This is a genomic window from Roseinatronobacter thiooxidans (assembly GCF_001870675.1).
GTDB lineage: Bacteria > Pseudomonadota > Alphaproteobacteria > Rhodobacterales > Rhodobacteraceae > Roseinatronobacter > Roseinatronobacter thiooxidans.
Genome location: NZ_MEHT01000045.1, coordinates 65,170 through 92,090 on the forward strand (window position 1 = coordinate 65,170; position 26,921 = coordinate 92,090).

The window sequence follows — 26,921 nt, forward strand, 5'->3', positions numbered from 1 at the left end:
CCCGCAGGAGTGAGACATGCGCGACACAACCCCGCAGCCCATCCATCTGGCCGATTACCAGCCCCCGCCCTTTCTGGTCGATCATGTGGCGCTGACCTTTCGGCTAGCCCCATCCGCCACCCGCGTGATTGCGCATATCCGCTTTCGCCCCAACCCAAGCGCCACGCCCGGCCATGACCTGCGTCTTGACGGCGAGGGGCTGACGCTGATTTCAGCAAGCCTGAATGGCGCGCCAATCACGGCTCATCCTGATGCCACGGGCCTGACAATCCCCGCGCAGGATTTGCCCGAAGGCGGCTTTGACTGGCATTGTGAAGTGGAAATCGCGCCCGAAGGCAACACCGCGCTGGAAGGGCTGTATATGTCGCGCGGCATGTATTGCACCCAATGCGAGGCCGAGGGCTTTCGCAAGATCACCTTCTACCCCGACCGCCCCGATGTGATGGCCTCGTTTGAGGTGCGCATTGAATCGGACCTGCCGGTGCTTTTGTCCAACGGCAATCCTGCGGCCACAGGCCAGGGCTGGGCCGAATGGCATGACCCCCACCCCAAACCCGCCTATCTGTTCGCGCTGGTGGCGGGGGATCTGGTCGCCACATCTGACCGCTTCACCACAATGGAGGGGCGCGATATCGCGCTGAACATCTGGGTGCGCAAGGGCGATGAGGATAAGACCGCCTATGCGATGGACGCGCTCAAACGCTCGATGCTCTGGGATGAACAGGTTTACGGCCGCGCCTATGATCTGGATGTGTTCAACATTGTTGCGGTTGATGATTTCAATATGGGCGCGATGGAGAATAAGGGGCTGAACATCTTTAACTCGCGCTATGTGCTCGCCTCGCCCCAGACGGCCACGGACAATGACTATGCCAGTATCGAGCGCATCATCGCGCATGAATATTTCCACAACTGGACCGGCAACCGGATCACCTGCCGCGACTGGTTCCAACTGTCGCTGAAAGAAGGGCTGACAGTGTTCCGTGACCAGCAATTCATGGGCGACATGCGCAGCCATGCTGTGAAGCGCATCGAAGATGTGCTGACGCTGCGCGCGCGCCAGTTCCGCGAAGATGACGGCCCCCTGGCCCATCCGGTGCGGCCCGAAAGCTATGTCGAGATCAATAATTTCTACACCGCGACAGTGTATGAGAAAGGCGCGGAACTGATCCGCATGTTGCACCTTCTGGTGGGCGAAGACCGCTACCGCGCCGCGCTGGCGCTGTATTTTGACCGCCATGACGGACAGGCCTGCACCATTGAAGACTGGATCGCAGTGTTTGAAGAAGCGGCAGGGCGCGATCTGTCGCAATTCAAACGCTGGTATGAACAGGCAGGCACCCCGCGCGTGGATGTGTCGGACGCGTGGCAGGAGGGCACCTATACCCTGACGCTGCGCCAGCACACACCCCCCAGCCCCGGACAACCCCTGAAAGAACCGCTGGTCATTCCGGTGGCGATGGGGCTTTTGGGCGCGGATGGGCGCGAGTTGCTGCCCACGCAAGTGCTGGAACTTGACAGCCCCGAGCAGAGTTTTTCCTTCACTGATTTGCCAGAGCGGCCTGTTGCCTCGCTGTTGCGGGGGTTCAGCGCGCCTGTTGCCCTGAACCAGCGCTTGCGCAGCGAAGACCGCGCGCTGATGCTGGCATATGATACCGACCCCTATAACCGCTTTGAATCCGGCCGCGCCTTGGCGCGCGACATCCTGCATGCGATGGTGCTGGAGGGGGCGACGCCCGGCCCCGATTACCTGCAAGCGCTGCGCGTCATGGTGACGGATGACGCGCTAGACCCAGCATTCCGCGCGCTGGCGCTGCATATTCCGGGGCAGGATGATCTGGCAAGCTCGCTTCACGCCGCAGGCCATGTGCCCGACCCTGACGCGATTCAGGCCGCAAGAACCACTGCGCTGCGCCTGATCGCCGAGGATCTGCGGCCTGATTTGCTGCGCGTCTATGACGAAATGCAGACCCCCGGCCCCTATAGCCCGGACGCGAAAGATGCCGGGCGGCGCGCGCTTCGGGTGCAGGCGGTGTCGCTGCTGGCGCGGGCAGATGAGGGCGCGAAAGCGGCAGAGCTGTTTGCACGCGCCGATAACATGACCGAGCAGTTGGGCGCATGGGGCGCGCTTCTGGGCATTGGCAAAGGTCAGGCAGAGGGCGCGCAATTCTACCGTCAATGGGCCAATGACCGGCTGGTGGTGGACAAATGGTTCTCGGCGCAGGTGATGTATGCCGCGCCCGCGACGGCGGCCGCACTGGCGCAAGAGCTGACACAGCACCCCGATTTCGACTGGAAGAACCCCAACCGCTTTCGGTCTGTCATTGGCGCCTTGGGGGCAAATCCGGCAGGGTTCCATGCCAAGGATGGCGCGGGCTACCGGCTGGTTGCCGATTGGCTGATCCGGCTGGACGGGGTTAATCCCCAAGCTGCCGCCCGCGTCTCGACCCTGTTCGAGACTTGGCGGCGCTATGACACAACGCGGCAAACACTGATGAGGGCCGCGTTGAACCGCATCATGGCGCAAGATAATCTTAGCCGCGACATGGGCGAAATGGTGGGCCGCATGCTGGGCTAGCGCGCGGCTGTCCCGGCCTTGCGCCGGGACCTCTTGGCTGGCCTGGAGGTCCCGGCGCAAGGCCGGGACCAATGCTGCACCTTAGTTGAACGCCGCGTCCGTCACAGCAGAGCTCACAGCCCCTTCGGGTTCCGATGTGATGACCGGGTCAGAGCCGCCGCCCAGAAGCGTGGCAACAGTGCGCGCATAATCGTCCATGTCCAGCGTGCCGTTGGACCCTTCGATCAGCAGTGCCACTTCGCCCATCATGCGGGTCTGGTGTTCTTCGGTCTGCGCGCCGGTATCGTCATATTCCAGCACGATCATCGCGGCCTCTTCGACATTTTCAGCCGCCCATTCCCATCCGCGCATCGAGGCACGCACGAAACGCGCCATCTTGTCCACAAACTCCGGGTCTTCAAGACGGTCTTCCATGACATACAGACCATCTTCCAATGTGGCGACGCCCTGATCTTCGTACTTGAACGTCACAAGCTCGTCTTCGCCGATGCCTGCGTCGATGACCTGCCAGTATTCGTTATAGGTCATGGTGGAGATGCAATCGGCCTGACGCTGCAACAGCGGGTCCACATTGAAGCCCTGACGCAGCACTTCAACGCCTTCATCCCCGCCATCTGTCGGAATGCCAAGTGTGCTCATCCAGCTTAGGAACGGGTATTCATTGCCAAAGAACCACACGCCCAATGTGCGGCCCGGAAAATCCTCTGGCCCGGTGATGCCGGTTTCGGCCAGACAGGTCAGCATCATGCCCGAGGATTTGAAAGGCTGCGCGATATTGACCAGCGGCAGGCCGTTTTCGCGCGCGGCCAGCGCGGCCGGCATCCATTCGACAATCACATCTGCGCCGCCACCTGCAATCACTTGCGGGGGCGCAATATCGGGGCCGCCCGCGCGGATGGTGACATTGAGGTTCTCTTCCTCGTAAAATCCGTTTTCCAGCGCGACATAATAGCCTGCGAATTGCGCCTGTGTGACCCATTTGAGCTGCAAGGTCACATCATCCATCGCCCATGCGGCCGGTGCCAGCCCAAGGCTGACGGCCGCGACTGATCCGTAAATCGTTCTTTTCATGTAAAGCACCTCCATGTTGCCTGACCCTTTTGCGGGTGCAGGAGTTAACGCCCGCGTTGCGACGGGTGCCAAAAGGTCACCCCCTTCTCCGCCAGCGCAATAATGCCGTAAAACAGCGACCCCGCAAGGGCTGCTACGGCAATCTCTGCCCAGACCATATCCAGTTGCAAGCGCCCCACCTCGGTCGAGATGCGAAAGCCCATTCCGCGCGTGGGCGAGCCGAAAAATTCAGCAACAATCGCCCCGATCAGTGCCAGAGTTGATGCAATTTTCAGCCCGTTGAAGATAAAGGGCATCGCGGCAGGCAGGCGCAGCTTCAACAGCGCCTGCCCCCAACTGGCATTATAGGTGCGCATCAGGTCGCGTTGCATCGCATCTGTCGCCGCCAGCCCCTGCACAGTGTTGACCAGCATCGGGAAAAATACCATCGCCACGACCACGGCGGCCTTGGACGGCCAGTCAAACCCGAACCACATGACCATGATGGGGGCTGTCCCGATAATGGGCAGGGCTGCCAGAAAATTGCCCACCGGCAAAAGCCCGCGGCGCAGGAAATCCGAGCGATCCACCAGCAGCGCGAAGACCAGCGCCGCGCCCACACCGATGGCATAGCCCGACAGCGCGCCCTTGACAAAAGTCTGCACAAAATCGACCCAAAGCACATCGGTCGAGCGGATGATGCGTGCCCAGATCAGGCTTGGCGCAGGCAGGATCACGCGCGGCACGTCCAGCGCGCGCACTGTCACCTCCCATAGCCACAGCAGCGTCGCGCCAAAAGCCAGCGGTGCCAGAAGCGACTGGCCACGCCCAAGCCAGCCGCCAAGACGCGGCATTTCGGCCAAATGCGCGACCAGCATCCATGCCCCCAGCCAAATCGCCACGACGACAGCCCAGACAGGCAGTGTATTGGCAGCAAAAGGCAGGACCGAATGCGCCGCTGCCCCAAGGCCCGCGCCAATCGCCAAGGCCCATAGCCAGCCCTTGCGCCGCGGTGGCAGCAGGGCCAGAAGCACCACAGCAAGAAGCGACAGCATCGTGACCACAGCAAGCTGCCCCGTACCCCCGACCCCAACAGCGACAAGAAAGGCCACGGTCATGCCCAGCCATTGCACCCTGCCTGTGCGTTGCAGACTGCTCATGCCGCCATCCCCATGCGCCGCAGCGTTGCCCGCTGGATCACCCCGATCACGGCCACCATGCCCGCCGCCAGAATGGCTGCCGCAAAAAGCGCGGACCAGATTTGCACTGTCTGGCCGTAATAGCTGCCCGACAGCAACCGCGCGCCCAAGCCCGCCACTGCCCCCGTGGGCAATTCGGCCACAATCGCGCCCACAAGTGCCGCCGCAATCCCCACCTTGAGCGAGGCAAACAGATAGGGCATGGCAGATGGCCAGCGCAATTTGGCAAAGACCTGCCCGCCGCTGGCGCTGTAGGTTTTCATCAGGTCAAGTTGCATATGGTCCGGCGCGCGCAGCCCCTTGACCATGCCGACCACGACCGGAAAGAACGACAGATAGGTCGAAATAATGGCCTTGGGCACCAGCCCCGTAACCCCAATAGCATTCAGCACCACGATGATCATGGGTGCGATGGCCAGAATCGGGATTGTCTGGCTGGCAATCGCCCATGGCATGACAGAGGCATCCATCGCGCGGTTATGCACAATCCCCACCGCAAGTGCGATGCCAAGGGCTGATCCGATGGCAAACCCCAAAAGCGTGGCCGAAAGCGTGACCCAGCCATGATAGACCAGACTGCGATTGGACAGGCTGCCTGTGTTCATGAAGCCGCGCCGCCCTGTCATCTCTTCAACCACAGTGGAATTCCACAACTCTGCCGCGACCTGATGCGGCGCAGGCAGGCGGGGGCGTTGTTGCGACATGGTGTCTGCGATCAGGGCTGGCAAGGTCAGTTCTGCCCCTGCGCGCCGCGCCTGATCCTGCGCCCATTGCGCATTCATCGGCACCACGGCGACATACCAGAGGGCGACAAGCGCCATGGTCACAGCAAGAACTGGAAAAATGTTACGCATATGTCTGCCCCGGGGGCGCTGCCCCCGGACCCCCGGGATATTTCTGCAAGGATGAAAAGATCTCACTCATCCAGATGCCCTGCCCTAAGCCCTTCGCGGACGCGATGCGCGATTTCGATGAATTCGGGGCTGTCGCGGATTTCCAAAGGGCGGGTCCGTGGCAGCGGGCTGTCGATGACATCCGTGATCCGGCCCGGGCGCGGTGACATGACCACGATCTTGGTGGACAGATACACGGCCTCGGGGATGGAATGGGTGACAAAACCTATGGTTTTTTCGGTGCGCGCCCAGAGGTCGAGCAATTGTTCATTCAGCCGGTCGCGCACAATTTCATCAAGTGCGCCAAAGGGTTCGTCCATCAGCAGGATATCGGCATCAAAGGCCAATGCGCGCGCGATCGATGCGCGTTGCTGCATGCCCCCCGAGAGTTGCCACGGGAATTTGCGTGCAAAGCCCGAAAGCTCGACCAGTTCGAGCACCTTTTCAACGCGCGCCTCCTGCTCGGCGCGCGAAAAGCCCATGATTTCCAGCGGGAGTTTCACATTGCCTGCAATCGTGCGCCACGGGTAAAGCCCCGCTGCCTGAAACACATAGCCATAGGCGCGCGCGCGGCGGGCGTCTTCGGGGGACATGCCATTCACGGTGATCGTGCCTGATGTGGGCTGTTCCAGATCGGCGATCACGCGCAAAAACGTGGTCTTGCCGCAGCCAGAGGGGCCGATAAAGCTGACAAACTCGCCCTTGGCGATGTCGAGCGAGACATTCTTGAGGGCGTGAACCGGACCATCATTGGTCTGGAAAGTGAGGGACATGTCACGGGCAGAAATGACGGGTGCTGCCATTGTGTCGGACATCACACCCCCGTCGCCGGAATACCGGCGCGCACGACAGGCCGCGGCGCGGTCAGGTCTTTCCATGCAGACAGCGCCTGACTGACAGGGCCATTGGCATCGCGGGCCACGAACCGCCCGTGCCCTTCCTGCCCGTCAAAACTGCCATCATTGACCATGACGCGGCCCCGCGACAGCACATAGCGCGGCAGGCCTGTGACCTCATGCCCTTCAAACACGTTATAGTCGATATTCGAGGCCTGCGCGCTGGCGGTGATGGTCTTGGATTTCTCGGGGTCCCAGACCACCAGATCCGCATCCGCGCCCACGGCCACTGCGCCCTTGCGCGGATACATGCCGAAGATTTTGGCGACATTGGTCGAGGTGACGGCCACAAACTCGTTCATGGTCAGCCGCCCCGTGCGCACGCCATAGGTCCAGAGCATGGGCATCCGGTCTTCCAACCCGCCAGTGCCATTGGGGATTTTGGTGAAATCGCCCAACCCATAGCGTTTCTGTTCGGTGCTGAAGGCGCAGTGATCGGTTGCCACCACTGACAGGCTGCCGCTGGCCAGACCGTTCCACAAACTGTCCTGATGGGTCTTGTTGCGGAAAGGGGGCGACATGACGCGGCGCGCGGCATGGTCCCAATCTGGGTTGAAATACTCTGATTCGTCCAATGTCAGATGCTGGATCAGCGGCTCGCCCCAGACGCGCTTGCCCGCCTGCCGCGCGCGGCGGATCGCTTCATGCGATTCTTCGCACGAAGTGTGGACCACATAAAGCGGCACGCCCGCCATGTCGGCGATCATGATGGCACGATTCGTGGCCTCGCCTTCGACCTGTGTGGGGCGGGAATAGGCATGGGCTTCGGGGCCGGTATTGCCTTGGGCCAGCAGCCGGGCGGACAGTTCGGCCACCACATCGCCATTCTCGGCATGGACCATGGCAATTGCGCCCAATTCGCGCAGGCGCTGGAAGGATGCGAATAATTCGTCATCATTGACCATCAATGCGCCCTTATAGGCAAGGAAATGCTTGAAGCTGGTGATGCCGCGCGCGACCACGTCGGGCATTTCATCAAACACCTGTTGCGACCACCATGTGACCGCCATGTGATAGGAATAGTCGCAATGCGCGCGGCCCGATTTATTGTCCCACATCTTCAGCGCATCCAGCAGCCCCTGACCGGGGCTGGGCAGCGCGAAGTCGATCACCATAGTGGTGCCGCCAGACAGCGCCGCGCGGGTGCCGGATTCGAAATCATCGCTGGAATAGGTGCCCATGAAGGGCATTTCCAGATGCGTATGCGGGTCAATCCCGCCGGGCATGACATAGGCCCCTGTCGCGTCCAGTTCGGTGTCGCCCGACAGGTTGGGGCCAATCTCAAGGATCTTGCCGCCATCGATGCGGATATCGGCCTTATAGGTCAGGTCATGGGTGACAATTGTGCCGTTCTTGATGACGGTGGTCATGGGGTTACTCCCTGTCCTGTTTGAGTGTTGCGGCAAGGTCGCGCCACCCTTGGTTGTGTTCGGCAATCAGCGCATCTTTCCATGTGCGTCGCCACCGCTTGAGTTGGTCGGCGCGGCGACGGGCTGCACCGAGATCGGCGCACGCCTCGCTCCAGACCAGTTTGCAAATCTTGTAGCGCGCGCAATGCGGATGGCCCTGGCCCAACCGCAAAAGCCGCATTTCGGCGCGCAAATCGGAGGTTACCCCAATGTGGATGGCTGTGTTTGACCGGCAGGCGGCAATATAGACAAGATATACCATGCCCTGACACTGGCAGAGCACGGTTAACGTAGGCTGAACGCAGCCCCGGCCCCCGCGCCGGGGCCTCTCGTCTGGCACGGGCGCTTGGCGTAGTGCGGGGGCGCAGGCCCCGGGTCAAGCCCGGGGCTGCGCTGCGCCATATGTCGCCTGCACCGCTCACCCCACCACCTCGGCAGTTTCCAGCACTGCATGCAGCAGCACATTTGCCCCCGCTTCGGCCCATTCGGGGAAAATCTCTTCGGCCTCGTTATGGCTCAGGCCATCCACGCAAGGGCACATGATCATCGCTGTCGGGTAGAGCCGGTTGATCCAGCACGCATCATGCCCTGCCCCCGAGACGATATCCATATGGCTGTAGCCCAGCTGCGTGGCCGCATCGCGGATGCGCGCCAGCAGGGTTTCGTCAAAGGCGGGCGGGTCGAACTGGCCGACAATCCGGGACGCGAATTTCACCCCGATATCAGCGCAAATCCCCGGGGCGCGCGCGTTGAACTCGGCCACCATTGCGTCGAGCGTCTCGAGCACATGGGACCGGAAATCGATGGTGAACACAACCTTTTCCGGTATCACATTGCGCGAATTGGGGAAAACATCAATCTGCCCAATCGCGCCCACGGCGTTGGGTTGGTGCTTCATCGCAATTTCATGTACCAGCTCGGTCACCCGCGCAAGGCCCCGCCCTGCATTGCGGCGCAGATACATCGGGGTTGATCCGGTGTGCTGGCCCTTGCCTGTCACCGTGCATTCGATCCAGCGCAACCCCTGCCCGTGGGTGACCACCCCTACCTGTTTGCCCTCTGCCTCCAGAATCGGGCCTTGTTCGATATGCAACTCGAAAAAGCTGTGCATTTTGCGCGCGCCCACCGGCTCGGTGCCTTTCCAGCCGATGCGTTCCAATTCATCCCCGAAGCGTTTGCCCTGCGCATCTGTCAGCGCATAGGCCCAATCCCGCTCCAACACGCCCGCAAACACGCCAGAGGCCAGCATGGCCGGCGCAAACCGCGTGCCTTCTTCATTGGTCCAGTTGGTCACCACTATCGGGCGGCGGGTCTTGATACCCAGATCGCGCATGGTGCGCACAATTTCCAGCCCTGCCAGCACGCCCAAGACACCATCATATTTGCCCCCCGTGGGCTGGGTGTCGAGATGGCTGCCCACATAGACCGGCAGGGCATCAGGGTCGGTCCCTTCAAAGCGCGCGAACATGGTGCCCATCTCATCCACAGCCATTGTGCCACCGGCCTGTGTGCACCAGTGCTGGAACAGATGGCGCGCCTCGCCATCTTCATCGGTGACGGTCTGGCGGTTGTTTCCGCCTGCAATGCCGGGGCCGATCTGCGCCATTTCCATCAGGCTGTCCCACAGTCTTTCGCTGTTGATCTTCATGTTCTCAGCCGGTGCAGACATTCATAACTCCCCCAAGTGACGGCACTTTAGTGCTGTTCTTTTTCTGTTTGTTTATCCGTGAATCGCGCGTGGTAACAGCGCAGCCCAGAGGCTTTGCTTGCACTCGATCCACAGGGACGCTATCAAGTTTGACCATCCAGTCAAGAAGCTTGTCCCGCCATGCCCGCGCCGCGCCTTCCCATCGCTGAAAAACCCGGCAGCGCAAGAAAGGCGCCGCGCTCGCGCATCCAGAAGCGCAACCGAGAGATCATTCTGGATGCCGCGCTGGAAGTGTTTTCCACCCACGGGTTTCGCGGCGCAACGCTGGACCAGATCGCCACGCAAGCAGGGTTGTCCAAGCCAAACCTGCTGTATTATTTCGACAGCAAGGACGCCATCCACCGCGAATTGCTGACCCGCCTGCTGGATACATGGCTGGACCCGTTGCGCATGCTGAACCCGGATGGCGCGCCTCAAGCCGAGATCATGGCCTATATGCGCCGCAAATTGCAGATGTCGCGCGACTTTCCGCGCGAAAGCCGGTTGTTCGCCAATGAAATCCTGCAAGGTGCGCCGCGTATGGAAGCCTTTATCCGCACCGATCTGCGCGCGCTTGTCGATGAGAAAGCCCAGCTTTTGCAGGCTTGGGCCGATGCAGGGCGCATTGCGCGGATTGACCCCTATCACCTGATCTTCTCGATCTGGTCCCTGACCCAGCATTACGCAGATTTTGCCCCCCAGATCGCCATGATCCGGGGGGACAGGCATGAGCCGACAGAAGGCGCAGAGGAATTTCTCGAGCATCTCTATTCCCGTCTGCTTGCGCCCTGATCACTCTGCCGCTTTGGCCATGGGGTTATTGGGGTGCGTGGTCCAGTTGGCATAATCGCTGACCACATCGCCTGTGCGCGGGTCGACCGCACCTTTGGGCATTTCCTCCATCGTGATGCAATCGGCAACTGGGCAGACATTGACGCATAGGTTGCAGGCCACGCATTCGGCATCGATCACCTCGAATACGCGCTCTGGCGACATCGAAATAGCCTGATGCGACGTGTCTTCGCAGGCCGCAAAACAGCGCCCGCAAGAGATACACAGGTCTTGGTTGATCCGCGCCTTGGTGACGTAATTGAGGTTGAGATATTGCCAGTCCGTCACATTCGGAACCGCGCGCCCAACAAGCTGGTCAACCGAGGTGAAGCCTTTCTCATCCATATATTGCGACAGGCCCGCTGTCAGTTCCTTGATGATCCCGAAACCGTAAGTCATGGCGGCAGTACACACCTGCACATTGCCCGCGCCCAGCGTCAGGAACTCCGCCGCATCGCGCCATGTCGTCACCCCGCCAATACCGCTGATAGGCAGGTCCGCCGTTTCAGGCGAGCGTGCAATCTCGGACACCATATTCAGCGCAATCGGCTTGACCGCAGGCCCGCAATAACCGCCATGCGCGCCTTTGCCGTCGATCATCGGCTCCGGGCTGAAAGTGTCCAGATTGACGGATGTGATAGAATTGATGGTGTTGATCAGGCTGACCGCATCGGCCCCGCCGCGTTTTGCAGCCTCTGCCGGTTTGCGGATATCGGCAATATTGGGCGTCAGCTTCACGATACAGGGCATGCGCGAATGCTGCTTCACCCAACGCGTGACCATTTCGATATATTCGGGCACCTGCCCCACCGCAGCCCCCATGCCGCGCTCGGACATGCCATGCGGGCAGCCGAAATTCAGCTCTACCCCGTCGGCTTCGGTATCTTCGACATGCTTGAGAATCGCTTTCCACGATTCTTCGTCACAGGGCACCATCAGCGAGACAACCATCGCGCGGTCGGGCCAGTCGCGTTTGACCTGCTTGATCTCGCGCAGGTTCACCTCCAGCGGGCGGTCGGTGATCAACTCGATATTGTTCAACCCCAGCAAGCGCCGGTCCGCCCCCCAGATCGCGCCATAGCGCGGGCCGTTGACATTCACGATGGGCGGTCCCTCGGACCCAAGTGTTTTCCAAACCACCCCGCCCCAGCCCGCCTTGAACGCGCGCACGACATTATATTCCTTATCCGTAGGCGGGGCAGAGGCCAGCCAATAAGGGTTGGGGGATTTGATACCGATAAAATTCGTGGTCAGGTTTGCCATGTCAAAAACTCCGTTGGGTGCGTGATCTTACGCGCCGCTGTTCATCAGGCTTGCATGAATGCTCTCGGCCGCATCGCGCCCTTGCGCCACTGCCGTGACGGTCAGATCCTCGCCGCCGCCCGTGCAATCGCCCCCTGCCCAGACACCGGGAACCGAGGTGCGGCCCGCCGCATCCACCTTGATCTTGCGCCCCTCCAGCGCCACGCCGTCAGGCGCACCAACAAGCGTCTGGCCAATGGCCTTGAACACCTGATCGGCTTTCAGGCGAAATGTCTCGCCCGTGGGTTCAACACCTGTGACGCCGGCACGGGTATAGGCAAACTCGACCTCGCGCATGGCGCCATTGGCATGGATGGCGACCGGCATCGCATTGGTGATGATCTTCACGCCTTCATTCGCGGCATGGTTCAACTCATAATCCGACGCGCTCATCGCTGCGCGTTCGCGCCGGTAGACCATGCTGACATGCTCTGCCCCCAGCAGGCGCGACTGCACCGCGGCATCCACCGCCGTCATGCCCCCGCCGATAACCACAACATGCCGTCCCACAGGCAGGGTCGAGAGATCGGAAGTCTGGCGCAATTCGGCAATAAAATCGACTGCATCGCGGGTGCCTGTCGCCCCCTCGCCCTCCAGCCCAAGCGCGTTGACACCGGCCAGCCCCATACCCAGAAAAACCGCATCAAATTGCTCTTGCAACTCTAACAAAGTGCCATCTGTGCCCAAGGACCAGCCCTGATGCAGGGTTATACCGCCGATCTGCATCAGCCAGTCCACCTCGGCCTGCGCGAAACCATGCGCGGCCTTATAGGCGGCGATGCCATATTCATTCAGCCCGCCTGGCTTCTCGTGCCGGTCAAAGATCGTGACATCATGGCCCTTCATCGCAAGGCGATGTGCACAGGCCAGACCGGCGGGGCCTGCGCCCACAACCGCAACGCGCTTGCCGGTCGGCGTCTGGCGTGTGTAGGGGTGCGAATTTTTCGCAATCAGCGTTTCAGTTGCATAGCGTTGCAACCGGCCAATCTCGACCGGCTTGCCTTCTGCGGCTTCGCGCACACAGGCCCCTTCACACAGCGTCTCTGTCGGACAGACGCGCGCGCACATGCCGCCAAGGATATTCTGGTCAAAGATCGTGCGCGCGGCGGCTTCGGGCTGACCGGCCTGAATCTGACGGATGAACAGCGGAATGTCGATTTCCGTGGGGCATGCGGTGATGCAGGGCGCATCATGGCAGAAATAACACCGATCCGCCGCGACCATCGCTTCATGCGGGTCATAATCGGGGTAAAGGTCGTCAAAATGTTCGGCATATACATCCGGGTTCAGGCGCGCAGGCGCAATGCCGGGGGTGGTCAGGCTGTTGGACATATCGCTGGCCTTTTCATGACTGGCTCTTGTGGAGAGGATGAAACCACGGATCAAAAATTTTATCAATTAGTAAAATTTTTAAACTTCGCCGAAATTTTCAGCACGCAAAACCGACCAGCAGGGCCACCACACTGCCCCCTCGCCCGTGCCTGTTTCGCGCCCCTCATCTTGATGCACAACGCAGTACCGGCCCCCGCGCCGGTACCTCTCGCTCAGGCCAGAGCTGCCGCTGCACCAAAATTATTGCGCAGCGACGGGTTTGCCCGAAAGGGTGTCCGGCTGTGTCCGGGGCTTGAGTTCCAGCGGAAAGCTGACGCGGAACGCGGCCCCCCCCTGTCCGGGCACATAGGTGATTTCACCGCCAAGATTGTGCATAATCTCGCGGCAGATCGCCAGCCCAAGCCCCGCGCCCCCTGCCTGCATCGAATCTGTCAGGCGTGAAAACTTCTCGAAAATCAGCGCTTGCTTGTCGCGGGGAATGCCGGACCCGTTATCGATGAAATCCACCTCGACCATCGCCTTGTTCTGGCGCACCTCGATCTGCATCTGCGGCTCTGGTGCATCGCAATATTTGCGCGCATTCGACAGGATGTTGATGAAAACCTGCGTCAGGCGTCCCGCATCTGTGATCACCTCTATCGCTTCGGGGTCGCGGCTGCGCAGAATGCGGAACTTGCGATCCGCCTGAACAGAGTTCGAGGCACTCATTGCCTTGTCGATCAATTCTCGCAAATTCACTGGTGCGATGTTCAGCTGCACCTGCCCGTGTTCCAGAACCGACAGGTCCAGCAGATCATCCAGCAGCCGCGTCAGCCGGATCGATTCATCATGGATGATCTGCGCAAAATGGTTTCTGTCTTCGGTGGACATGCCTTCATCATCCATCAGGATTTCCGAAAACGCCCGGATCGAGGTCATGGGCGTGCGCAATTCATGGCTGATCTGGCTGAGGAATGCGTCTTTCTGCACAGACAGTTTTTGCAACATTTCATTGGCTTCGCGCAGTTTGCGGGCGGTGCGCGACAGTTCTTTGGACTTCGCTTCCAGTTGCGCGGAATATTCCATGATCTGCGCCGTCTCAGACGCCACCGCCATCAGATCCTCGACCGAGACCACCGCCGTGCCCACACTTTGGGCCAGCATCGCATGCGCCGTCGCCGCCCCGACAGAGCCGGAGAGTTTCAACTCCAGCGCTTCCAGAAATTCGGGTGTAATATCGGGCAGAAACCCCTGTTTGCCCTGCACTTCCGCCTGCGCGCGGAAAAACGCCTGTCCTTCGGTCGCGCCAAGAATGCGTTGCGCCATGGGCAGCAGGTCTTCAGCCTCGGCCACAGGGCGGGTCCAGCTGCGCGCAGGGCCGGGGCGGTCAAAGATATTGACGAATAGCGCGCCCTGTACCCGCTCGATCGGGCTTGGAAAGCTGAGAAATGACCCAAGGCAGAACGCCAGCGCATTCAGCGCCAGCGACCAGAACAACGCATGCAGCAGCGGGTCAAGCGTGCTCAGGCCAAACAGGCTATAGGGGCGCAACCACGCAAGCCCCATCAAGCCCTGTTCCATCACTTGCGCCGACAGGAAAATGTCAGGGCCAAAGCTTGGCAGGAACAGCGTGTAGAACCACAGGACAGTCCCAACCACAAGGCCCAGCGCCGCCCCTGTCCGGCTGGCCCCGCGCCAGAACAACGCGCCCAGAAGTGCGGGCAGAATTTGCGCAACCCCCACAAAGGCAATCAACCCGATTGCCGCCAGCGCCGCAGACCCGCCCGTTATGATGTAATAGATATAGCCCAACCCCAGCACCAGCGTGATCGACAAGCGCCGCACACTCAGCACCAGCAGCCGCATATCGCCTGTATCCAGATTCTGCGCCGAACGCAGCTTCAGCCACAGCGGCACCACAATATGGTTGGACACCATCGTGGCCAGCGCCAGAGAGGCCACAATCACCATCGAGGTTGCCGCTGAAAACCCGCCCAGAAAAGACAGCAGCGCCAGCCCGTCCTGCCCGAAATGCAACGGCAGCGTCAGCACGAACATATCGGGGTTGGTGCCCGGTGGCATGACTTCCAGCCCCACCACCGCAATCGGCAGCACAAACAGGCTAATCAGGAACAGATATAGCGGAAAGGCCCAGCTTGCGGTTGCCAGATGCTGGTCATTGGTGTTTTCGACCACCATCACCTGAAACATGCGCGGCAGGCAGATGATGGCGATGGCCGACAGCAAAATCAGCCCTGTCCAGCGCCCGGGTTGAATTTGCCATTCCGGCAAGGCTTGGGCATCAATGCGCGCCAGAATATCGGCAGGGCCAGAGGCCACAAACCACACCGCGAATATGCCCACTGCAATCAGCGCCAGCAGCTTGACCACTGCCTCGACCGCGATGGCGGTGACCACACCGGGATGCTGTTCATTCGCATCCAGATTGCGCGTGCCAAATGCGATGGTAAACAGCGCCAGCCCCCCCGCCACCCAGAACGCAATCAGGTTGCGGTCCGTGGCCAGACCCGCCCCGGCAGGGTCGGTGGCAAACACTGTGAAGGATTGCGAAATCGACTGCAATTGCAAGGCGATATAGGGCGTTCCTGCCGACACGCAGAGCAGCGTGACAATCACCCCCAGCAGGTTGGATTTGCCATAGCGCGCCGAGATCATATCGGCGATGGATGTCACGCGGTTCTCGCGCCCGATCCGCACCAATTTGCGCAAGATCACCCACCAGCCCACAAATACCAGTGTCGGCCCCAGATAGATGGTCATGAATTCCAGACCCGAGCGCGCGGCATAGCCCACTGCGCCGTAAAACGTCCATGCCGTGCAATAGACCGACAGCGACAACGTATAGACCATGGGCGAGCGCAACCAGCCCGCGCGCCCCTCTGCCGCGCTGCGCTCTGCCGCAGAGGCGACCGCGAACAGCAAGATCACATAGCCCAGACATGTCAGCACAAGCAGGTTGAAGGACATGCGCCTAGCCTTCCTCGTCAGGGTCTGGGCGCGGGGCCTCTTTTTGTGGCAGGCCGGTTTTGGGTGGGTCCAGCGTCCGGCGCAGCCCCACCGACATCACAAAGGCCGCCAAAATCAGCACGATCCAGACCGCAAACAGATAGACGCTTTCAACCGCTGTGGGCGGTGCCTCGGTGCTGTAATCATGCCGCATCAGCGGCAGCATCAGCAAAACCAGCCCCAGCACGGGCAGGAACCGCGCGGCATCCATCAACCGCCGGATGCGGTAGCTGTCACGCGCCAGAAACTGGGGGCTGTGCGGCGGTTTCATGGCCCCGCCAACTCGCGCACAGCGTTAATGACATCTGCATTGGCAAAGGGCTTGGTCATAAAGCGCGTCACGCCCAGACGCTCTGCCTCGCAGCGGTCGGCGGCCTGTCCCTTGGCTGTCAGCATCAGCACCGGCAAATCGCGCGTGCCATCTTCGGCCCGCAGGGATTTCAGAATGTCGAACCCGTTTAACCCCGGCAGCATCAGATCAAGGATCAGCAGATCGGGCGGGTCATCACGCATTGCCCCCATCGCCGCATGCCCGTCTGCCGAAACATCAACCCGCCAGCCATTGCGCGTCAGAATAAAGCGCAACGCCTCCGAGATATTCGGCTCATCCTCCAGAACCAGCACACGCTTCTCCATCCCAAGGTTCCTCTCTCCCTTGCAGGGATCAGGGTGCAGCCGCGTATGCCCGCCCAGATCACCTGTGCAAGACGGCCCCTTGCTCCCACCGTCTTGCCGTTACTTTTACGCCGCATCCCGCGCCAGTGTCAAAATTCGCCGCCGGATTCGGATGCCGTCATCAATATCGATGGCTCTCGCCGCGCGGCGCAGTCCAGTTGCGCGCAGGTCCGGCAGCTTGACCCGACGATCACCGGCTCTGTCACCTCGTCTTCTGCGACGCTATCCGCAGGAATAATCAGCATGCTGGCCTGCAAGACACTTGGTTTGTCATATCCCAACACCACTTCGGTTGTGGCAAAGGCATAGGCCACGAAAGACCGCGCCATTCGTCCGGCAGTGACCAGCGACTGGCGCAAAGGCTGGTGCGGGCGCTGCAAGGCCTGATACAGCGGCCATAGCGGGCAACCGCCGCCAAAACGCGGCAAAGCAAATCCCTCAATCCCGCGGCGAAACATCAGCGTGCCGGAATTGTCACAAATCACCAGCCCCGGCGCAGGCAGGCCCAGTTCGGCCAAAGCATGGGGGGGCAGCATGGCCAGACGCCGCAAGACCTGATCGAAGCGCACATTGAAATGCCGCGCCAAAGCGTCGGGGGCAAAGCCGTGGTCCGACAGGGCCACCAACAGCTCTGGCAAAGGCAAGGCCCGCGCGTCAGAGTGGAAGCGCGCGATCCATTGCCGCGCCAATGCGCGCGACGCGTCCGAGGACAGGTCAACCTGCCCCTGAACCATAGATTGCGCATCCGCATCTGCGCGTTCCAACTGGGGCAGATGGAATTCAAGCGTGGCCAGCCATGCCTCTACTTCTTCTTGCGGGGCGGCAAGGCCGGTTTCATCGGTCTTGCCTGCATCCAGATAATTGACCAGCGCCACCGCCCCTTCGGCCAGCCGCGCACTGTCCTGAAGTATATTCTGGTGAAACCGCGCCTGCCAATCCGGCTCGATCACGCCCGAATCGTTGAGAATGCTGGCAGTGGACTGCACCGAGGTGACGGCAGATATGATCTCGTGCAGCGCCTCGCCCAGATAGGGGTCATGGGTCATGCGGTCGTTCAACTGCTCGACCACACGTTCCAGCCGTTCAACCCGTGCCTGCGTTTCGGCCAGCACCTTGGACCAGCCCGGAAACCGGCCTGTGAATTCGTCAATCCGCTCCAGCTCGACCAGCTCGGAATCGCAGCGCAGCGCCGCCGCGCGCGCCCCCTCGACCAAGCGCGCATCCGTATCTTCCACCAACGCATCAGATGACACGCCCAGCGCCTGCGCCAGCGCGCTTAGCAGGTCCGGCCCAACTTTGCGGCGGTTATGCTCTATCAGGTTCAGATACGAAGGCGACACGCCAACCACGCGCGCAAGCTCTGCCTGACGCAACCCCCGCAAATTGCGGCGCGCCCGAATGCGTGTTCCTGTCAAAGCGGTGCGTGGCAATGTAAAGGCCCCTCTCAGCCGCCAATTTACGAAAATTGACAATCGAGGGAAGCGTTATTTTCATGAATTGACACATTCCACGGACCGATCACGAAAAAGGCGGCTTCACAGGGGGAACACCCTCAAGTATAAGGCCCACGACCTGCGCGGCGCGACCGCGCCTTGCACTGATATGCCCAACACTCGAGGATTCCGATGACGCAGAGCCGCAATGACGCCGATGTTGCCTTTATCAAAGCCCTTGCGGAACTTCTCAATGAGAATGACCTCTCAGAAGTCAGCGTAAAGCGCGACTATGGCGAAAATGACAGCCTGAATGTCAAAGTGTCCAAAATCAGCGCGCAGCCAGCGCAGATTCAATATGCGCCCGCCCCTGTCGCAGCGGCCGCCCCCAGCGCACCCGCCGCCGCCCCATCAGACACACCCGCAGACCCCGCCCAGCACCCCGGCGCCGTAACCTCGCCCATGGTTGGCACGGCCTATCTGGCCGCAGAGCCGGGCGCTGCGAATTTCGTCAGCATCGGCGCGCAAGTGTCCGAAGGTGATACGCTGATGATCATCGAAGCGATGAAAACCATGAACCACATCCCCGCCCCGCGCGCAGGCACTGTCAAACGCATTCTTATCAGCGATGGCAGCCCCGTGGAATTTGGCGCGCCCTTGATGATCATCGAATAAGGCGCAGATGATGTTGAACAAGATCCTGATAGCCAATCGCGGAGAGATCGCCCTGCGGGTCATCCGCGCCTGCCGCGAGATGGGCGTGGCCTCTGTCGCTGTGCATTCGACAGCCGATTCAGACGCCATGCATGTGCGCATGGCGGATGAGGCCATCTGCATCGGTCCGCCCCCCTCGAACCAAAGCTATCTGCATGTGCCCTCCATCATCTCGGCCTGCGAGATTTCGGGCGCGGATGCGATTCACCCCGGATATGGGTTCCTGTCGGAAAACGCGGCCTTTGTGCAGGTTGTCGAAGATCACGGGATCACCTTTATCGGCCCCTCTGCCGAACATATCCGCATGATGGGTGACAAGATCACCGCGAAAGACACGATGAAAGCCTTGGGCGTGCCCTGCGTGCCGGGGTCGGATGGTGGCGTGCCGGATTATGAAACCGCAAAAACCGTGGCTGAACAGATCGGCTATCCGGTCATCATCAAAGCCACCGCAGGCGGCGGCGGGCGCGGGATGAAACTGGCGCGCAGCGCGGCAGAACTGGAAACCGCCTTTCGCACCGCGCGCGCCGAAGGCAAAGCCGCCTTTGGCAATGATGAAGTCTATATCGAGAAATACCTCAGCACCCCGCGCCATATCGAGGTTCAGGTCTTTGGCGATGGCAAGGGCAATGCCGTCCATCTGGGCGAGCGCGACTGTTCCTTGCAACGCCGCCACCAGAAGGTTCTGGAAGAAGCGCCCGGCCCCTCGATCACGCCCGAATTGCGCGCGCGCATCGGCAAGACCTGTGCAGATGCTGTCGCCAAGATCGGCTACAGGGGCGCGGGCACAATCGAATTCCTGTATGAGAATGGCGAGTTCTATTTCATCGAAATGAACACCCGCTTGCAGGTTGAACACCCTGTGACCGAGGCCATTTTCGGCGTAGATCTGGTGCGCGAACAAATTCGCGTGGCCTCGCACCTGCCGCTGTCGTTTACTCAAGATGATCTGCACCTGAATGGCCACGCGATTGAGGTGCGCATCAATGCGGAGAAGCTGCCGAATTTCACGCCATGCCCTGGCCGCGTTGCGACATATCACGCGCCCGGCGGGCTGGGGGTGCGGATGGATTCCGCGCTGTATTCCGGCTATACGATCCCGCCCTATTACGACAGCCTGATCGCCAAGCTGATCGTGCATGGCCGCGACCGGCCAGAGGCGCTGGCGCGGCTGAACCGTGCCTTGGGCGAATTGATCATCGACGGGGTGGATTCCTCGGTGCCGCTATTCCGCGCGCTGTTGGCCGAACCCGATGTGCAGAATGGCACTTACGACATTCACTGGCTGGAATCCTTCTTGGCGCAGACCCTCACCCCCTGATGCAGGGATGGGTTTGGCGGCAGTCAATCTGCCGCCAAACCCTTGTCACGAATGCGCCTGCGCCCAGCGGAACAGCAAGTCCTGCTTCATCTGACGGGCCTGTTGCGCCCAAGCGGCGGTTCCTTCGGGGCGGTCCACCTGCCCGCCTGCCACCCGCGCGCGCCGCGCCAGATCGGCCGAGCAGATGGCAAATGCCAGATCACGCCCCCCCGGTGCACGCAGATACCCCCCAAGTGCCGACACAAAATACAACGTGCCGGTTTTGGCGCGCACATCCATATCGGTGCGGGGGCGCAGGTTGCCGCTGCTGTCGCGGAAGGGGTGTTCGCGCAAAATCGCGCGCAATGTACCGTCTTGCCCGGCAAGCCGGAACATATTGGCCAGATCCGTCATCGACACGCGCGATGCAGCCCCAAGGCCGGAATGATCCACCATGCGCGCGCTGGACATGCCATAGCGGCTGCGCGCCCAATCCGACATCTGCGCCGCAGATGCCGCCAGACTGGCAGGCCTGCCATTGCGCGCGGCACTGGCGGTCATGCCCACCGCCTCGGCGCTGATATTGGTCGAGAATCGCAGCACATCGCGCAGCATCTCTTGCAGCGGTTGCGAGCGATGCGTCACCAGATCGCGCCCTGCAGGCGTGGCGCGTGCCAGTTCCGGCGCAGACAGGGCCAGCCCCTGCGCGCCTGCCAGCGTGCGAAACACCTCGCCTGCATAAAGTTCGGGGTGGCGCACTGGCAACCAGCGCGAACCGGTATTGCCCAGCGCGCTGCGCGCAACGCTCCATTGATCCTGCGTGGCGGTGCGGCGGTAGGTGTAAAGCGGGCTGGCGCGGTTGGCGATCTGCATCTGCGCCATGCGCACATCAGGCCGGTGCCGGTTTGAGCGTGCATCCATCGATACCGTGTAATCAGACCCTGCGCGGCGCCACTCAAAATGTACGCGGTTGTAATTCAGGTTCAGCCCCGAAACTGACGGGTTGTAACCCGCCTGCACCGACTGGTCATCGGCAATCGCCTCGACAAAGGGCAACGCGCCCCCCCAGACAAGGAAGCGCCCTGTCACCTGCCGCACGCCCCCGCGCACCAGTTCCGCGGCCATGGCGGCCAGCATATCGGTTTCCAGTGTCGGATCACCCCCGCCTGCCAGCACCAGATCACCGCGCAAGACGCCGTCGTTCACAGGTCCGGTCGCAACCAGCCGCGTGCGGAACTGATAGCCCGCGCCCAATGCCTCCAGCGCATAAAGCGCGGTCATCGCTTTCGCCACGCTGGCCGGCGGCAAGGCAGTGTTCGCGCCCTGCCCTTCCAGCAGATTGCCAGATCGCATGTCAATCACCGCAAAGGCCAGTTCACCACCCAGCGCAGAACGGGCAATGATCCCCTCGACGGGCGGTGCGGGCTTCACCACAGGGCGAATCGAGCGTTCGGGTGCATTGGCGCAAGCGGGCATCGCCAGCATCGCCGCGCCCCCCATCAACAGGTTCAGGCATCTGCGCCGCTGCAACAGGGTTTGCGTCACCATATCTGGCACCGGAGTGATTGTGGCGATGCGCCGCGAAAAAACTGTTTGATATATTGCACGATTGAACTTCCCCAGCTTCTGGCATCTAAAGAAATTTTTATCGCTCAAGCAAGCGTTTCGCCGCAATCCCTGCTCATAATTCCGTGGGGGGTGCACTTGCATCTGCACCCTGCCAGACGCCTTGGGCGCGCAAATGGGTGGAAGAGATGTTGCGCAGCGGAATTGTCAGAAAGCACCATGCCGGTGCCGGTGCCGCCTGCAACACGGGTGCAGAGCGCGCGGCGATGCGCGCCTGCGCATAGCGGCGCGCAGCAACCGAGGACAGCGCGCCACGTTGCTGGCCCGGACGCGCCACAACAGCAATCGGCAGGCTTTCCATGATCCAGCGCCAGTTATCCCAGCGGTGAAAACCCGCCAGATTATCCGCGCCCATGATCCAGACAAAGCGCCGCCCCGGATAATGATGCATCAGCGCGCGCAGGGTGTCGGCAGTGTAGCGCGTGCCAAGCTGCGCCTCGATCGGGGTGATTTGGACATGCGGGTGGCGCATCAGCGCGCGCGCGCGCGCCACGCGCGCGCCCAGCGGGGCCGGTCCGGCCTGTTTCAGCGGGTTTCCCGGCGAGACAAGCCACCACAGCTGGTCCAGCTGCAAGCGCTTCAGCGCATGGCGCGTGACATGCACATGCCCCTCATGCGCGGGATCGAACGACCCGCCGAACAGGCCGACAGACGCCCCAAGAGGCGCGAATGGCAGATCATGGCGGGGCAGCACAGGCATGACGCACAAACCTTTCCCTGTCTATGGCAGCACAGTTGCCAGATACGGCTGCGCGCGCGCGCTGACAAGCGCGGGATTGGCGGCTGCATTGGGGGGTGGAGAAGGTGGTACCGCCTCCCCGGCTTGAACGGGGGACCTCTGGATCCACAATCCAGCGCTCTAACCAACTGAGCTAAGGCGGCACTGAGCGCGATTTAGCTGCCGCAGCGGATGAATGCAAGGGGGCGGATGCTTGATTATCACCTTCCAAAGACGTATCGCACAGAAACATCCCTCAACACACAAGGAAAACACGCCATGGGCATCAATTCCGAAAGCGATATTTCGGCAAATCTTCAGATCGGCCCAACCACCGAAGGTATGGTGCGGATATATGTTGCCGGTGAAGGCGTCGATCTGCCGCTGGATTTCGACCCGGAAGAGGCCGAAGAGATCGCGGAAGAATTGCGCGGCGCAGCGCAAGCCGCACGCAAAATGGCCGAAGGCGCAAAAGGCAAAAAGCGCTAAGATGCACGCACGCATTTTAGCCCGCGCACCCAAGCCTTTGATTTGAAGAAGATATGGCCGGTCTTTGCGGCCATCTCGCCCCTGCTGCGGCGCGCAGATTGCGATGTTACAATAGGTCACAATCTGTGAATTGCCCCCTTTGCCCATTACCTTTAGTTTATTGAATATAAAAATAAACGGTAAGAGCGGGTTCAGGTTATGCAAAATACAATACGGTCAGACAGACAGATCATTGGCACAGGGCTGCATAGTGGCATGCCTGTGCGCTTGCGTTTGCGTCCGGCAGCGGCACATTCTGGCTTGCAGTTCCACCGTATCGATTACCCCAAGCGCCAACAGGTGATCAAGGTCAGCCCCGAAAACTGGGTCGAAGCCAACCTGTGCACAGTGCTTGAAAACCGCCATGGCGTGCGTGTCAGCACGGTTGAGCATTTGTTGGCCGCCCTGCATGGCTGCGGCATTCATAACGCGATTATCGAAATTGACGGGCCAGAAGTGCCCATTCTTGACGGCAGCTCGGACCCCTTTGTACGGCTTATACTGGATGCGGGCATCAAACAGTTGCACGCGCCCTTGCAGGTGCTGCGGGTACTGCGGCCGGTCAGTGTTGAAAACAACGGCGCATCCGCGCGGCTGCTGCCCTCGGACCAGCTGGAAATTGATTTCCAGATCGATTTCGCCGATCCCGCCATCGGCTATCAGCGCAAACACCTGAATATGCATAACGGCACCTTCCTGCGCGAGTTGAGCAATTGTCGCACATTTTGCATGCGCAAGGATGTGGAAACCATGCAAAGCCACGGGCTTGCCCTCGGCGGCAGTCTGGAGAATGCTGTGGTCTTCCATGAGGGTGAAATCCTTAGCCCCGGCGGGTTGCGGCGCCCGGATGAGCCAGTGCGCCACAAGATTCTGGATGCCATGGGTGATCTTTATGTCGCCGGATACCCAATAATCGGCCGCTATGAAGGTGTGCGCGCAGGCCATGCGCTGACCGGGCGCGTGCTGCAAGCGCTGTTTGCAGATGCGGCCAATTATGAATTCGTCACCTGTGACAGCACAGTCTGCGCGACTTTGCCGGGGCTTGGCTTGCCTGCGCATGAATTGCGCCTGACGGCGTAACCCCGCGCCCCATGCTTTAATGCAGGGCCAACCCGAAAAAGGCGTTTTGCGCCACCGTTTTTTCTGTGATAACAGAAGTCGAGTATCAGAAATGCAGTGGGGTGGCGGGAGATGATTTCGAACTCTGGAATCCGAAATCTAGGGGCTGTCGTCATGGTTGTGGCGGCTTTGTCGGCCTGCAATCGCAACACCGGCCCGGACGAGTCGCTTGACGCTTTCTCGGCGGAAGAGATATTCCAGCGCGGCGAGTATGAGTTGGAAACCTCGCGGCGCAGCGCGTCATCGCTGCGGTATTTTCAGGAAATAGAGCGGCTATACCCCTATACCGAATGGTCACGCCGCGCGCTGATCATGCAAGCCTATGCGCATCACCGCGCCCGCGAATATGAAGAAAGCCGCGCCGCGGCGCAGCGCTTCCTCGACACTTACCCCACAGACGAAGACGCGCCCTATGCCGCCTATCTGCTGGCGCTGTCCTTCTATGACCAGATCGACGAGGTTGGGCGCGATCAGGGCCTGACCTTTCAGGCGTTGCAACACCTGCGCCGCCTGATTGAACAATATCCAGATACCGATTACACGCGGTCCGCCATCCTGAAATTCGAATTGGCCTTTGACCATCTGGCTGCCAAGGAAATGGAAATCGGGCGCTATTACCTGCGGCGTGGCAATTTTAACGCCGCCGTCAACAGGTTCCGCGTTGTGGTCGAGGATTTCCAGACATCGACCCACACGCCCGAAGCGTTGCACAGGTTGGTGGAATCATACCTCTCGCTCGGGCTGCGGGATGAGGCGCAGACTGCCGCCGCCATCCTTGGCTATAATTTCGAGGCAAACCCTTTCTATCAGGACAGCTTCCGCCTGCTGGGCGGACAGGGGCTGCAACCTGAAGCGCGGGGCGAAGGATGGTTGCGATCGATTTACCGGCAGGCTGTGCGTGGCGACTGGATCTGACACCTCGCAACATTCTTATGCAAAGGGCTGAGCAAACAGATGCTCTTGTCGCTCGATATCCGAGATGTGCTGATCATTGACCGGCTGGAACTTCGGTTCCAGCCCGGCCTGAATGTGCTGACAGGCGAAACGGGTGCAGGCAAGTCCATCCTGCTGGATTCGCTGGGCTTTGTGCTGGGCTGGCGCGGGCGCGCCGATCTGGTGCGCCAAGGGGCAGATCAAGGCGAAGTGGTGGCCGAATTTGCCCTGTCGCCCGATCACGCCGCACAGGATATTCTGGCCGAAGCCGGATTTGAACGCACCGACACTTTGCTTTTGCGCCGCGTCAACAGCCGCGACGGGCGCAAGACAGCATGGGTCAATGACCGCCGCGCCTCGGGCGAGGTGTTGCGCGCATTGTCCGATACGCTGGTGGAACTGCATGGCCAGCAAGATGACAAGGGCCTTTTGAACCCGCGCGAACACCGCACCCTGCTGGATGCGTTTGCATCCTCGGAAACCGCGCTTTCCGCATGCCGCGCGGCATGGCGGGGCTTGCGCCACGCCACCAAGGCCCATGCGGAAGAAACCACACGCTTGCAGGAAATGGCCGCCGAGGAAGATTTCTTGCGCCATTCCGTAGCAGAACTGGATGCACTGGCCCCAGAGCCGGGCGAAGAAGCCACGCTGGACACGCGGCGGCGGCGCATGCAAGCCGCCGAAAGGCTGCGCGCCGATATCGCGCGCGCGCATACGGCCCTGTCCGACGAAGGGGCAGAACGCCTGCTGGTGGACGCCATGCGCTGGCTGGAGGGGGCCTCTGACGGGCTGGAAGGGCAGGCAGATGCCCCGCTTGAAGCGCTTGCGCGCGCACTCGATGCCTTGGGCGAGGCGCAGCAAGGTGTCGAGGCCTGCGTCGAAGCGCTGAATATCTACCCCGGAGAGTTGGAAGCGGTCGAAGACCGTCTGTTTGCCCTGCGCGGGCTGGCGCGCAAACATGCCTGCCTGCCAGATGATCTGGCAACCCTGGCCGAAAGCCTGTCTGCGCGGCTGGCCCGTCTGGACAATGGCGCGCGCCAGATTGCGGAACTGGCCCGCGCCATGCAACAGGCCCAAACCGCGTATGACGCCGCCGCAGAAACGCTGACCGCCATTCGGATACAGGCCGCCACCAAGCTGGATGCCGCCATGGCGCAGGAACTTGCGCCCCTTAAAATGGAACGCGCGGTGTTTCGCACCGCAATCATTCAAGGCGATGCTGGCCCCGATGGTCGGGACATGGTCAGCTTCGAGGTGGCCACCAATCCCGGCGCGCCCTCTGGCCCCTTGTCACGGATTGCATCGGGGGGGGAATTGTCGCGCTTTCTTTTGGCGCTGAAAGTCTGCCTGACACGCGGGACAACCGGCGTCACAATGATATTTGACGAAATCGACCGTGGTGTGGGCGGGGCCACGGCCGATGCCGTGGGCAGGCGTTTGCGGGCACTGGCCTCTGGCGCGCAAGTGCTGGTTGTGACCCATTCGCCGCAGGTTGCGGCCCTTGGCCAGCATCATTGGCGCGTCGAGAAACGCATCATCCATGACATGACCGTGTCGCGCGTTGTGCCACTTTCCGCCGAAGACCGGATCGAAGAGATTGCAAGAATGCTGTCGGGTGATACGATCACCGACACAGCGCGCGCAGCGGCGCAGGAATTGCTGGGCGCGCGTCCGGTCCTGTAGCGTTCCGCA

General features: G+C 61.0%; 23 protein-coding genes and 1 tRNA gene. 8 read left to right on the top strand and 16 right to left on the bottom strand.

Annotated elements, in window-relative coordinates:
* The first annotated feature begins 16 nt into the window (after nt 1-16).
* Complete coding sequence (gene pepN / locus BG455_RS14275; RefSeq protein ID WP_071470686.1) at nt 17-2,578, top strand: aminopeptidase N; 2,562 nt, start codon at nt 17-19, stop codon at nt 2,576-2,578.
* Nucleotides 2,579-2,659: 81 nt separating this feature from the next.
* Here the strand turns inward: pepN and BG455_RS14280 are convergent, their stop codons facing one another.
* The 7 genes from BG455_RS14280 to BG455_RS14310 all read right to left on the bottom strand — a co-directional run bounded on the left by BG455_RS14280 (nt 2,660) and on the right by BG455_RS14310 (nt 9,694).
* Nucleotides 2,660-3,649 carry an ABC transporter substrate-binding protein gene (locus BG455_RS14280; protein ID WP_071470923.1) on the bottom strand — a complete coding sequence of 330 codons (990 nt, stop codon included), beginning with the start codon at nt 3,647-3,649 and terminating at the stop codon, nt 2,660-2,662.
* 44 nt (nt 3,650-3,693) lie between these two features.
* The gene (locus BG455_RS14285; protein ID WP_111361156.1) at nt 3,694-4,506 is read right to left on the bottom strand and encodes an ABC transporter permease; all 813 of its coding nucleotides are present in this window, start codon (nt 4,504-4,506) and stop codon (nt 3,694-3,696) included.
* A 278-nt stretch (nt 4,507-4,784) separates the two neighbouring features.
* On the bottom strand, nt 4,785-5,681 hold the full coding sequence (locus BG455_RS14290; protein WP_071470687.1) for an ABC transporter permease: 897 nt from the start codon (nt 5,679-5,681) through the stop codon (nt 4,785-4,787).
* Between the two features lie 62 nt (nt 5,682-5,743).
* Nucleotides 5,744-6,523: an ABC transporter ATP-binding protein gene (locus tag BG455_RS14295; RefSeq protein WP_071470925.1), complete on the bottom strand. Its 780-nt coding sequence runs from the start codon at nt 6,521-6,523 to the stop codon at nt 5,744-5,746.
* Between the two features lie 11 nt (nt 6,524-6,534).
* Entirely contained in the window at nt 6,535-7,986 is a 1,452-nt protein-coding gene (gene hydA, locus BG455_RS14300) for a dihydropyrimidinase (protein WP_071470688.1), read from the bottom strand.
* Nucleotides 7,987-7,990: 4 nt separating this feature from the next.
* The gene (locus BG455_RS14305; RefSeq protein ID WP_071470689.1) at nt 7,991-8,287 is read right to left on the bottom strand and encodes a GIY-YIG nuclease family protein; all 297 of its coding nucleotides are present in this window, start codon (nt 8,285-8,287) and stop codon (nt 7,991-7,993) included.
* Between the two features lie 156 nt (nt 8,288-8,443).
* Complete coding sequence (locus BG455_RS14310; protein ID WP_071470690.1) at nt 8,444-9,694, bottom strand: Zn-dependent hydrolase; 1,251 nt, start codon at nt 9,692-9,694, stop codon at nt 8,444-8,446.
* A gap of 159 nt (nt 9,695-9,853) precedes the next feature.
* Here BG455_RS14310 and BG455_RS14315 point away from each other — a divergent pair, with 159 nt between their 5' ends.
* Nucleotides 9,854-10,504, top strand: a complete 651-nt coding sequence (locus BG455_RS14315) for a TetR family transcriptional regulator C-terminal domain-containing protein (RefSeq protein WP_071470691.1) — start codon at nt 9,854-9,856, stop codon at nt 10,502-10,504.
* Here the strand turns inward: BG455_RS14315 and preA are convergent, their stop codons facing one another.
* From preA to BG455_RS14345, 6 genes are all read right to left on the bottom strand, one after another.
* Nucleotides 10,505-11,806 (bottom strand): NAD-dependent dihydropyrimidine dehydrogenase subunit PreA, encoded by a 1,302-nt coding sequence (gene preA / locus BG455_RS14320; protein WP_071470692.1) that lies wholly within the window; start codon nt 11,804-11,806, stop codon nt 10,505-10,507.
* 27 nt (nt 11,807-11,833) lie between these two features.
* A complete protein-coding gene (locus BG455_RS14325; RefSeq protein WP_071470693.1) occupies nt 11,834-13,177 on the bottom strand; it encodes an NAD(P)-dependent oxidoreductase in 1,344 nt (447 codons plus the stop codon).
* Between the two features lie 240 nt (nt 13,178-13,417).
* Nucleotides 13,418-16,144: an ATP-binding protein gene (locus BG455_RS14330; protein WP_071470694.1), complete on the bottom strand. Its 2,727-nt coding sequence runs from the start codon at nt 16,142-16,144 to the stop codon at nt 13,418-13,420.
* 4 nt (nt 16,145-16,148) lie between these two features.
* Complete coding sequence (locus tag BG455_RS14335) at nt 16,149-16,454, bottom strand: hypothetical protein (RefSeq protein ID WP_071470695.1); 306 nt, start codon at nt 16,452-16,454, stop codon at nt 16,149-16,151.
* Nucleotides 16,451-16,819, bottom strand: coding sequence for a response regulator transcription factor (locus BG455_RS14340; protein ID WP_071470696.1), 369 nt, complete (start codon nt 16,817-16,819; stop codon nt 16,451-16,453). Before BG455_RS14340 ends, BG455_RS14335 begins: the two co-directional genes overlap by 4 nt.
* 128 nt (nt 16,820-16,947) lie before the next feature.
* Nucleotides 16,948-18,288, bottom strand: coding sequence for a helix-turn-helix domain-containing protein (locus BG455_RS14345; RefSeq protein WP_071470697.1), 1,341 nt, complete (start codon nt 18,286-18,288; stop codon nt 16,948-16,950).
* A 195-nt stretch (nt 18,289-18,483) separates the two neighbouring features.
* On the opposite strand from BG455_RS14345, the gene accB reads away from it, so the two are divergent.
* Nucleotides 18,484-18,966, top strand: a complete 483-nt coding sequence (gene accB, locus BG455_RS14350) for an acetyl-CoA carboxylase biotin carboxyl carrier protein (protein ID WP_071470698.1) — start codon at nt 18,484-18,486, stop codon at nt 18,964-18,966.
* A 10-nt stretch (nt 18,967-18,976) separates the two neighbouring features.
* Entirely contained in the window at nt 18,977-20,326 is a 1,350-nt protein-coding gene (gene accC / locus BG455_RS14355) for an acetyl-CoA carboxylase biotin carboxylase subunit (RefSeq protein WP_071470926.1), read from the top strand.
* Nucleotides 20,327-20,371: 45 nt separating this feature from the next.
* Here accC and dacB read toward each other — a convergent pair whose 3' ends face one another.
* The 3 genes from dacB to BG455_RS14370 all read right to left on the bottom strand — a co-directional run bounded on the left by dacB (nt 20,372) and on the right by BG455_RS14370 (nt 22,813).
* A complete protein-coding gene (dacB, locus tag BG455_RS14360; protein WP_084386505.1) occupies nt 20,372-21,853 on the bottom strand; it encodes a D-alanyl-D-alanine carboxypeptidase/D-alanyl-D-alanine endopeptidase in 1,482 nt (493 codons plus the stop codon).
* Nucleotides 21,854-21,986: 133 nt separating this feature from the next.
* Nucleotides 21,987-22,631 carry a nicotinate-nucleotide adenylyltransferase gene (locus BG455_RS14365; RefSeq protein WP_071470699.1) on the bottom strand — a complete coding sequence of 215 codons (645 nt, stop codon included), beginning with the start codon at nt 22,629-22,631 and terminating at the stop codon, nt 21,987-21,989.
* Between the two features lie 105 nt (nt 22,632-22,736).
* Nucleotides 22,737-22,813: transfer RNA gene (locus BG455_RS14370), tRNA-His, on the bottom strand.
* Between the two features lie 115 nt (nt 22,814-22,928).
* On the opposite strand from BG455_RS14370, the gene BG455_RS14375 reads away from it, so the two are divergent.
* The 4 genes from BG455_RS14375 to recN all read left to right on the top strand — a co-directional run bounded on the left by BG455_RS14375 (nt 22,929) and on the right by recN (nt 26,912).
* A complete protein-coding gene (locus tag BG455_RS14375) occupies nt 22,929-23,138 on the top strand; it encodes a DUF6324 family protein (RefSeq protein ID WP_071470700.1) in 210 nt (69 codons plus the stop codon).
* A gap of 198 nt (nt 23,139-23,336) precedes the next feature.
* On the top strand, nt 23,337-24,257 hold the full coding sequence (lpxC, locus tag BG455_RS14380; protein ID WP_071470701.1) for a UDP-3-O-acyl-N-acetylglucosamine deacetylase: 921 nt from the start codon (nt 23,337-23,339) through the stop codon (nt 24,255-24,257).
* Nucleotides 24,258-24,368: 111 nt separating this feature from the next.
* A complete protein-coding gene (locus BG455_RS14385) occupies nt 24,369-25,211 on the top strand; it encodes an outer membrane protein assembly factor BamD (RefSeq protein ID WP_071470702.1) in 843 nt (280 codons plus the stop codon).
* Between the two features lie 39 nt (nt 25,212-25,250).
* Complete coding sequence (gene recN / locus BG455_RS14390; protein ID WP_071470703.1) at nt 25,251-26,912, top strand: DNA repair protein RecN; 1,662 nt, start codon at nt 25,251-25,253, stop codon at nt 26,910-26,912.
* Nucleotides 26,913-26,921 lie beyond the last annotated feature (9 nt).